7 protein-coding genes are annotated in these 9261 nt (G+C 69.5%); 3 read left to right on the top strand and 4 right to left on the bottom strand.

Going from position 1 to position 9261, the window contains the following annotated elements; genetic code table 11:
* Window positions 1-213: 213 nt before the first annotated feature.
* Entirely contained in the window at window positions 214-1221 is a 1008-nt protein-coding gene (locus IQ210_RS24360) for a stage II sporulation protein M (protein ID WP_194081206.1), read from the bottom strand.
* Between the two features lie 129 nt (window positions 1222-1350).
* Between IQ210_RS24360 and IQ210_RS24355 the strand changes: the two genes are divergently transcribed.
* Complete coding sequence (locus IQ210_RS24355; protein ID WP_194081205.1) at window positions 1351-2304, top strand: RDD family protein; 954 nt, start codon at window positions 1351-1353, stop codon at window positions 2302-2304.
* 32 nt (window positions 2305-2336) lie between these two features.
* Here IQ210_RS24355 and IQ210_RS24350 read toward each other — a convergent pair whose 3' ends face one another.
* Window positions 2337-2951 (bottom strand): hypothetical protein, encoded by a 615-nt coding sequence (locus tag IQ210_RS24350; RefSeq protein WP_194081204.1) that lies wholly within the window; start codon window positions 2949-2951, stop codon window positions 2337-2339.
* Window positions 2952-3086: 135 nt separating this feature from the next.
* Window positions 3087-4544 carry an adenosylhomocysteinase gene (gene ahcY / locus IQ210_RS24345; RefSeq protein ID WP_194081203.1) on the bottom strand — a complete coding sequence of 486 codons (1458 nt, stop codon included), beginning with the start codon at window positions 4542-4544 and terminating at the stop codon, window positions 3087-3089.
* A gap of 469 nt (window positions 4545-5013) precedes the next feature.
* Between ahcY and IQ210_RS24340 the strand changes: the two genes are divergently transcribed.
* Together IQ210_RS24340 and lepB are read left to right on the top strand one after the other, a co-directional pair.
* Window positions 5014-7290, top strand: coding sequence for a fructose-specific PTS transporter subunit EIIC (locus IQ210_RS24340; RefSeq protein WP_194081202.1), 2277 nt, complete (start codon window positions 5014-5016; stop codon window positions 7288-7290).
* A 141-nt stretch (window positions 7291-7431) separates the two neighbouring features.
* Window positions 7432-8115: a signal peptidase I gene (gene lepB / locus IQ210_RS24335; RefSeq protein ID WP_194081201.1), complete on the top strand. Its 684-nt coding sequence runs from the start codon at window positions 7432-7434 to the stop codon at window positions 8113-8115.
* 103 nt (window positions 8116-8218) lie between these two features.
* Here the strand turns inward: lepB and IQ210_RS24330 are convergent, their stop codons facing one another.
* A complete protein-coding gene (locus IQ210_RS24330) occupies window positions 8219-9202 on the bottom strand; it encodes a cation diffusion facilitator family transporter (RefSeq protein WP_194081200.1) in 984 nt (327 codons plus the stop codon).
* Window positions 9203-9261 lie beyond the last annotated feature (59 nt).

The raw sequence follows: 9261 nt of genomic DNA, 5'->3' as shown, positions 1-9261 counted from the left end.
TCGAGCCGGTCTGACCGGCTGCTCATTTCCGAAATCATCGGGAGGGGCCTCTTCGAAAACGACGTTTCGAGAAGCAGACAGACACTCACTGTCGCCGACCGGAGTTGTATCCAGTTCCAGGCAACTGTTCGAATCTACCTCCCCGCAAGCTCCGTGTCAACGGCTCCTGTGGGGCGAAGAGGAGACTAGCAGCTCAGCAGCCCCACTCGCACATCAGGCGGCCATGGGCACGGCGGCGCTGCGTTCCGCCGCCTCGACGTCGCCCGTTTCGCCAGTGCGGGCCGCACGACCGCCCAGTACGTAGACGTAGGCGAGAAAGGCGACTTCGGCAGCGATACCGATGGTGATGCGGGCCCATGTGGGCAGGCCGGAGGGGGTGACGAAGCCTTCGATCGCGCCGGAGACGAAGAGGATCAGGGCGAGTCCGATCGCCATTCCGATCGCGGCGCGTCCTTCCTCCGCGAGGGCGGCTCGCCTGGTGCGGGGGCCGGGGTCGATGACCGTCCACCCGAGGCGCAGGCCTGTGCCCGCGGCGACGAAGACCGCGGTCAGTTCGAGGAGGCCGTGGGGCAGGACGAGGCCCAGGAAGGTGTCGAGGCGGCCGGCCGAGGACATCAGGCCGAAGCCGACTCCGAGGTTGAGCATGTTCTGGAAGAGGATCCAGAGGACCGGGAGCCCCAGGAAGACACCCAGGATCAGGCACTGGGCGGCTGCCCAGGCGTTGTTCGTCCAGACCTGGGCGGCGAAGGAGGCTGCGGGGTGACTCGAGTAGTAGGTCTCGTACTGACCGCCGGGGCGGGTGAGCTCGCGCAGCTCGCTGGGGGCCGCGATGGAGGACTGCACTTCGGGATGGGTGCCTATCCACCAGCCCAGCAGGATCGACACCGCTGTGGAGAGGAGTGCGGTGGGCACCCACCAGTGGCGGGCCCGGTAGACCGCCGCCGGAAAGCCGTACGTCAGGAAACGGGTCACGTCGCGCCAGGAGGCGCGGCGGGTTCCTGTCACCGCGCCACGCGCGCGTGCCACGAGTTGGCTGAGTCGCCCCGTCAGCTGGGGATCGGGGGCGCTGGACTGGATCAGCGAGAGGTGGGTCGCCGTACGTTGATAGAGAGTGACGAGTTCGTCGGCCTCGGCGCCGGTGAGCCTGCGCTGACGGCGGAGCAGGGCGTCCAGGCGGTCCCACTCCGCCCTGTGGGCGGAGACGAAGACGTCGAGGTCCATCGGTTCGGCTGCTCCTCGGCTGGTCGTCGGCGGCTCGTCGTGGTGTCAGCTTGTCGTACTGGCGCGCGATGCGCCCTCAGCTTGGCAGACTGACGGTTCTCGGGGCGGGCCAGGGGAAGGACGGCGGGCGTGAGTGAGCTGGTGACGGGTGAGGCGGTGGCGCTGGAGCTGCGTCCCGCGAGGCTGCCGAGCAGGGCGCTGGCTGTGCTGCTCGATCTGTTGGTGGCCGCTGTCGCCTACATCCTCGTGACCGTCGCTCTGGTGGCTTCGACGGCCTCGCTGGACGAGGCGGCACAGTTCGCGGTGTCGCTCGCCGCCTTCGTGCTCGTAATGGTGGGCGGGCCTGTCGCGGTCGAGACGCTCAGTCACGGTCGGTCGCTCGGGAAGATGGCGTGCGGGCTGCGGGTGGTGCGGGACGACGGCGGGCCGATCCGGTTCCGGCATGCCCTCGTGCGGGGTGGGATCGGGGTGATCGAGATCCTGCTGACGTTCGGGGTCGTCGCCTGTGTCGCCTCCCTTGTGTCTGCGCGGGGGCGGCGGCTCGGGGACGTGTTCGCGGGGACCCTCGTCGTAAGGGAACGGGTTCCTGTCTCGCCCTCGGGTTTTCTGCCTCCCCCGCCGCCCTGGCTGGCCGGGCGGTTCTCCGGGCTTGATCTGTCGGCGGTTCCCGACGGGCTGTGGCTTGCCATTCGTCAGTACCTGGCGCGGATGCAGCAGCTCGATCCGCAGGTGGGCTCGGCCATGGCCGAGCGGCTGGCCGCCGATCTCGCCGCGCGCACGGGCAGTCCGGCGCCGTACGGGGTTCCGTCGGCGGCGTATCTGGCAGCCGTGGTGCAGGAGCGGCAGGCCCGGGAGGCTCGGCGGGCCTTCGCGAACGGTCCGGCGGCGGCGGGCGGGGTGGCTGCTCCTGTGGTCGGTGCGCCTGGGGCGTATGGGCCTTCGCCGGCCCAGGCCCCTGCGCCTGCCCAGGTGCCGTCGCCTGTTGCGGTCACGGCTCCCCAAGCTGCCGTCGTACGTGAGTCCGATCCCCGTGGGGTGCAGTCGCCCGAGGCTCCTCGTACCGGGTTCGCTCCCCCCGCCTGACCTCTTTCGCGCCGCCCCGGCCGGGCTCGGTCTCAGGGGAACACGGACGGCGGAGATTCCAGGTCTTCGAGTTCGATGCCGGGGGCCGACAGGACCACGTCGCCGGCGATGTGCACGGTGTGCTGCTCGCCGGTGTCCAGGGCTGTGACCTGGTATTCGTCCACGGTCAGGGGGCCGTTGTCAGTGGCGTGTGCTTCGCTTTTCCTCAGCGCCCAGGACTGGTCCACGGTGCGCGGGGCTAGGACCGGATCCGTAAAGGCGACGAGCCGTACGCGGGTGGCCGAGGCGGAAGGGGTGAGGCGCAGGAGACGGGCGGTGGCGACGAGGAACGCGGGGGAAGTGCCGGTGAAGGCGTGGGCGCGGACATTGCCTTCCGTGGCGTGCGTCCCTGTGGGGTCGGTGCGGACCCAGGTGACGCCGTCGAGGGCGGCTCCGCGTACCTGCCAGGCGGCCGCGTGGAGTTCCAGCCGGATGGGGCGGCCGAGTTCGTCGAGGGTGAGGTCGACGGAGCCCGCGTGATCGCCTGCGGGGGTGGTCAGTTGGGAGACGTAGCGCCAGCCGGACGGGCCGGGGGCGCAGTGGAAGTGCTCTTCTGCGAGGGGGGTGTGATCGTGCGGATCGTGGAGCGAATAACGGCCGCGGGGCATGGGGGTCCTGGGGTGTGACGGGCTGGTCCGGGCGTGGCGGCGCGGGCTGTCCGGCCACGGCGGCCAAAGGGGCAGGCCCCCGGCACGGGGGTGCGGGGGCCTGCCTCGGAGGTTCTGCTGCTGAGGTGAGGTGACTCAGTAGCGGTAGTGGTCGGGCTTGTACGGGCCGTCGACCTCGACGCCGATGTAGGAGGCCTGCTCCGGGCGGAGCGTCGTCAGCTTCACACCGAGCGCGTCCAGGTGGAGCCGGGCCACCTTCTCGTCCAGGTGCTTGGGCAGCGTGTACACACCGATCGGGTACTCGGACTGCTTCGTGAACAGCTCGATCTGCGCCAGCGTCTGGTCCGCGAACGAATTCGACATCACGAACGACGGGTGACCCGTGGCGTTGCCCAGGTTCAGCAGACGCCCCTCGGACAGCACGATGATGACCTTGCCGTCCGGGAACTTCCACGTGTGGACCTGCGGCTTGACCTCGTCCTTCACGATGCCCGGGATCTTCGCCAGACCCGCCATGTCGATCTCGTTGTCGAAGTGACCGATGTTCCCCACGATGGCCTGGTGCTTCATCTTGGCCATGTCGCTGGCCATGATGATGTCCTTGTTGCCGGTCGTGGTGATGAAGATGTCGGCCTTGTCGATGACCTCGTCGAGGGTCGTGACCTGGTAGCCGTCCATCGCCGCCTGCAACGCGCAGATCGGGTCGATCTCCGTGACGATCACCCGGGCACCCTGACCGCGCAGCGACTCCGCGCAGCCCTTGCCGACATCACCGTAGCCGCACACGACCGCGGTCTTGCCGCCGATCAGGACATCGGTCGCGCGGTTGATGCCGTCGATCAGCGAGTGACGGCAGCCGTACTTGTTGTCGAACTTCGACTTCGTCACCGCGTCGTTCACATTGATCGCCGGGAACAGCAGCTGACCGTCACGCTGCATCTCGTACAGACGATGCACACCCGTCGTGGTCTCCTCGGTCACGCCACGGATCTCCGAGGCGAGCTGGGTCCACTTCTGCGAGCCCTCGGTGATGGTGCGGTTGAGGAGCTCGAGGATGACGCGGTGCTCCTCGTTCTCGGCGGTGTCGACCGAGGGGACCTTGCCGTCCTTCTCGTACTCGACGCCCTTGTGGACGAGGAGGGTGGCGTCACCGCCGTCGTCCAGGATCATGTTCGGGCCGCCGGTGGGGGTGTTCGGCCAGGTCAGCGCCTGCTCCGTGCACCACCAGTACTCCTCCAGCGTCTCGCCCTTCCAGGCAAAGACGGGGACACCCTGCGGGTTGTCGACCGTGCCGTTCGGGCCGACGGCGATGGCGGCGGCCGCATGGTCCTGGGTGGAGAAGATGTTGCAGGAGGCCCAGCGGACCTGCGCGCCCAGGGCGACCAGGGTCTCGATGAGGACGGCGGTCTGCACGGTCATGTGCAGGGAGCCGGTGACGCGGGCGCCGGCCAGCGGCTGCGCCTCGGCGTACTCCTTGCGGATCGCCATCAGGCCGGGCATCTCGTGCTCGGCGAGGGTGATCTCCTTGCGGCCGAACTCGGCCAGGGAGAGGTCGGCGACCTTGAAGTCCTGTCGGTTGTCGACAGTCGTCATTGCGAGCTGCTCCTCGGGGTTGGGGCGAGGTGGGTAGGGCTGGTCTGCGCGGCGGCGGACACAGGGGTGCCCGAAAGAGGACACAGGCATGCCCGCGTGCGCGCAGCGCAGTCCGTCGGAGGCCCTCTCTCCCTCGGCCGGTCCGCGGTGGGACCGCCCGACCGCCATCAGCAGCGACGTCTGGCTCCGTCCCAAGCTACACCGGTAGGACCGGCCGCCCCCAGTCCGCCTCCGAACCCATGGCGTCGTTCAAGGAATGCGCAGGCATGGGAAGCGGTGGACGGGACAGCGATAACAGGACACCCACGATCGCCGGAACAAGGGCCGACAGACAGGGGCGAACAGGGACTTTTGCTTCTTCGGGCCCGCCGGTGCGTGGTGAAGGATGCGAAGTGATCGGGACCAGCTGATCGATCCCGCGGGGCGTCCGGGACGGCGTTCCGCGTGACAAAGGCGTTAGGAGATCGACGTGACCAGTCCAGCCGGCCCTCCCCCCACGGGCAGCGGCAGCGGCGAGCAGCGGAGGGTGAGGCTGCTCGCGGTGACCGCGTGTCCGACCGGCATCGCACATACGTACATGGCGGCGGAGAAGCTCCAGCAGGCCGCCGAGAGCCGCAGCATCGACATGAAGGTGGAGACCCAGGGATCGATCGGGGCCGAAAACGTCCTCGATGACAACGATGTCAGCACTGCGGACGGCATCATCGTCGCCGCGGACAAGGACGTGGACCTGAGCCGTTTCGTCGGCAAGCGGGTCCTCAAGGTCGGGGTGGCGGAGGGCATCCACCACCCCGAGCAGCTGATCGAGCGGGTGCGGTCGGCGCCGGTTCACGAGTCCGGCGGAGCGGCGGCGGTGGCATCGTCGTCCGGCGGCAAGGAACGCAGCGTCGGGTACAAGGCGCTGATGAACGGCGTCAGTTACATGATCCCGTTCGTGGTGGTCGGCGGGTTGCTGATCGCGATCTCGCTCTCGCTCGGCGGCCACACGGACCCCTCCGGCGGTCTGGTCATCCCGAAGGACTCCTTCTGGATGGACGTGAACAACATCGGCGTCATCGGCTTCACGCTGATGGTGCCGATCCTGTCCGGATACATCGCGTACGCCATCGGCGACCGCCCCGCCCTCGTCCCCGGCATGATCGGCGGCTGGATAGCCAACACCGGTGAGCTCTACGACTCCAAGGCGGGCGCCGGGTTCATCGGGGCCATCGTCACCGGCTTCCTCGCCGGGTATCTGGTGCTGTGGATCAAGAAGGTCAAGGTCCCGAAGTTCGTGCAGCCGATCATGCCGATCATCGTGATCCCGATCGTGGCGACCACGGCGCTCGGGCTGTTCTTCATCTACGTCCTCGGGAAACCGATCTCCTGGGTGTTCGAGCACCTGACCGACTGGCTCAGCGGCATGACCGGCACCAGCGCGATCCTGCTCGGCGCGATCCTCGGGCTGATGATCGCGTTCGACATGGGTGGGCCGGTCAACAAGACGGCGTTCCTCTTCGGCGCGGGCCTCATCGCGACCGGCAACCAGACGGTCATGGGCATGTGTGCCGCCGCGATCCCGGTGATGCCGCTGGGGCAGGGGCTCGCGACGCTGATCCGCAAGCGGCTCTACACCGAGCAGGAGCGGGAGACCGGGCTCGCCTCGCTCTTCATGGGCTGCTTCGGCATCTCCGAGGGCGCGATCCCGTTCGCGGCGGCGCGGCCCGCGCAGGTCATCCCGGCCAACATGCTCGGCGGCGCGGTGGCCGGTGCGATCGCCGGCGTCGCCGGAGTTGAGGACGCGGTGCCGCACGGCGGGCCGATCGTGGCGGTGCTGGGCGCGGTGAGCGGGGTGCCGATGTTCTTCGTGGCCGTGGTGATCGGCACGGTCGTCACCGCGCTGACGACGGTCGCCCTCGTGGACGTCAGCGAGCGTAAGCGGCGCGGGGAGGCGGGCGTCGGGACGCCCGCGGCCGGGCCCGAGCCGGTGCTGGTCGGGGCGGGGGCGAGTGCGGGTACGGCGGTGGCTCCGGGCGCCGGCGGCGTCGTGGCGCAGAGGAGCGTGGCCACAGTGCCCGCGTCGACCACCTCGTCCGCCGCGCTGGCCCAGCCCGCTGCTTCGGCCGAGCCTGCTGCTTTGGCCAAGCCCGCTGCCTCAGCCAAGCCCGCTGCCTCAGCCAAGCCTGATGCTTCGGGCAAGCCCGCTGCTTCGGGCAAGCCCGCTGCTTCGGGCAAGCCCGCTGCTTCGGGCAAGCCCGCTGCTTCGGGCAAGCCCGCTGCTTCGGGCGAGCCCGCTGCTTCCGTCGATGCCGAGGTGCTCTCCGGGTATCTCACCGAGCAGACCGTGAGTGTCGGGCTCGGCACGAGCGACAAGGAAGCCGCCATCCGTGAGATGGCCGGGCTGCTCGCGCGGAGCGGCAAGGTCGCGGACGTGGACGAGCTCGTGGCGACCGCGTTGCGGCGGGAGGACCAGGGCACGACCGGGCTCGGTGAGGAGATCGCGATCCCGCATGCCAAGACGGACGCGGTGACCGCGCCCGTCGTCGGGTTCGCGCGGTCCCCGGAGGGCATCGAGTGGGGGTCCTTTGACGGTACGAGGGCGAAGCTGGTGTTCATGATCGCGGTGCCGGAGGCGGCCGCGGGCGACGAGCATCTGCGGGTTCTGGCGCTGCTGTCGCGGAAGCTGATGGACACCGGGTTCCGGGAGCGGCTCATGGCCGCGGTGGACGAGTCGGCGGTGGTCGGGGTGTTGCGCGAGGTCGGATAGCCGTCGCGCAGCGGGGCCCGAGGAGCACCCCGCATCCGAGGAGCGCCCAGCCTCTCCCCTTCCTGGTCACCCCCGCACAGCCGCGTCACAGGCGCCCGCTACGCTCTGCGCCCGCGGAGGGGCCGCGCGGAGAGGAAGGCAATGTCCGGCAAGGGGCGGGGACTGGGGATCGCAGCCGTCGTGGTGGGGCTGGTGGGGTTGCTGTTGGGGCTGGGCGGCCTCGGTTACGCGCGGCATGCCTTCGGGGGCTCGGTCGTGTCGAGCGAGAGCATGACGCCGACGTACGGACCGGGCGATCGGCTGGTCTATGAGCGGGTCGACGCGAGCGAGTTGCGACGCGGCGACGTCGTGGTGTTCTCGGCGCCGGACCGGTACGGCGGCGACTGGTTGGTGATGGAGCGGGTCGTCGGTGTGGGCGGCGACCACGTGGTGTGCTGCGCCGGGGAAGGAACGGGCGCGCGGATCACCGTGAACGGGGAACCACTGCGCGAGCCGTATGTGAAGGACGGGGACGTCCACGGCGGGTACCCGCCCTCCTACGACGTCCGGGTCCCCGAGGGTCGGTTGTTCCTGCTCGGCGACCATCGTGCGAACTCGCGTGACTCGCGGGCGTTTCTCGACGACCGGGGCGGGACGCTGCCGGTGTCCGCGATCCGGGGGCGGGTGATCGACGACCACTCCGTGCCGGTGCTGCTGGGGGTGGCAATGATGGCCGGCCTGGTGCTGTCGCTGGTCGGCGTCGGGCTGGGGATCGCCGCTTTCGTCGTACGGCGAAGGGCGCGCGCCCTGGTACCGCCCCCGCCTCCTTGGGCAGTCCAGGTGTGAGACAGGGGCCCGCCGGAATTCCGGTGGGCCCCTGCTGTTCGAGCCGGTGTCAGTGTCCGGCGCCCGCCGGAATTCCGGTGGGCCCCTGCTGTTCGAGCCGGTGTCAGTGTCCGGCGGTGGGCTGCTGGGCCGGTCCCCCGGGCGTGGCCTCGCGGTCGGGGCCCTTGGCGGCCTCGGCCTCGCTGTAGATGTCCGGCTCGAGGTAGATGACGCGGGCGATCGGGACGGCCTCGCGGATGCGGGCCTCGGCGGCGTTGATGGCGCTCGCGACCTCGGTGGCCGTGTCGTCGTGCTGGACGGCGATCTTGGCGGCGACCAGGAGCTCCTCCGGGCCGAGGTGGAGCGTGCGCATGTGAATGATGCCGGTGACGGTGTCGCCGTCGACGATCGCCGTCTCGATCTTCTTGACCTCATCCGTGCCCGCGGCCTCGCCGAGCAGCAGGGACTTGGTCTCGGCGGCGAGGACGAGGGCGATCAGGATGAGCAGGATGCCGATGCAGAGGGTGCCGATGCCGTCCCAGACACCGTCTCCGGTGATCAGGGCCAGGCCGACGCCGCCGAGAGCGAGGACCAGACCGATCAGGGCGCCGAAGTCCTCCAGGAGGACGACGGGCAGCTCGGGTGCCTTGGCGCGGCGGACGAACTGGGACCAGGTCTGGGAGCCCCGCAGTTCGTTGGACTCCTTGATGGCGGTCCGGAACGAGAAGCCCTCGGCGATGATCGCGAAGACGAGGACGCAGACCGGCCAGTACCAGTGCTCGACCTCGTGCGGGTGCTTGATCTTCTCGTAGCCCTCGTAGATGGCGAACATGCCGCCGACCGAGAACAGGACGATGGACACGAGGAAGGCGTAGATGTAGCGCTCGCGGCCGTAGCCGAACGGGTGCTGCGGGGTGGCCTCGCGCTGGGCCTTCTTGCCGCCGAGGAGGAGCAGGAACTGGTTGCCGGAGTCGGCGAGCGAGTGGACGCCCTCGGCGAGCATCGACGAGGAACCGCTGAACGCGAACGCCACGAACTTCGATGCCGCGATCGCGAGGTTGGCGCCGAGTGCCGCCACGATCGCCTTGGTGCCGCCTGACGCGCTCATGTGTTCGCGTTGTCCCTTCGTACGCCGTGCCGGGCGCGGCCCTTTCCGCCTTTGCCCGT

This window comes from Streptomyces justiciae (assembly GCF_015163075.1).
In the GTDB taxonomy this organism is placed as follows: domain Bacteria; phylum Actinomycetota; class Actinomycetes; order Streptomycetales; family Streptomycetaceae; genus Streptomyces; species Streptomyces justiciae.
This window is presented reverse-complemented; position numbering and strand designations above follow the sequence as displayed.

Bases quoted from the DNA above. Each gene is read 5' to 3' on its own strand.
- ahcY (WP_194081203.1), bottom strand. From the start codon at position 4,544: ATGACGACTGTCGACAACCGACAGGACTTCAAGGTCGCCGACCTCTCC.
- IQ210_RS24350 (WP_194081204.1), bottom strand. From the start codon at position 2,951: ATGCCCCGCGGCCGTTATTCGCTCCACGATCCGCACGATCACACCCCC.
- IQ210_RS24330 (WP_194081200.1), bottom strand. From the start codon at position 9,202: ATGAGCGCGTCAGGCGGCACCAAGGCGATCGTGGCGGCACTCGGCGCC.
- IQ210_RS24360 (WP_194081206.1), bottom strand. From the start codon at position 1,221: ATGGACCTCGACGTCTTCGTCTCCGCCCACAGGGCGGAGTGGGACCGC.
- lepB (WP_194081201.1), top strand. From the start codon at position 7,432: ATGTCCGGCAAGGGGCGGGGACTGGGGATCGCAGCCGTCGTGGTGGGG.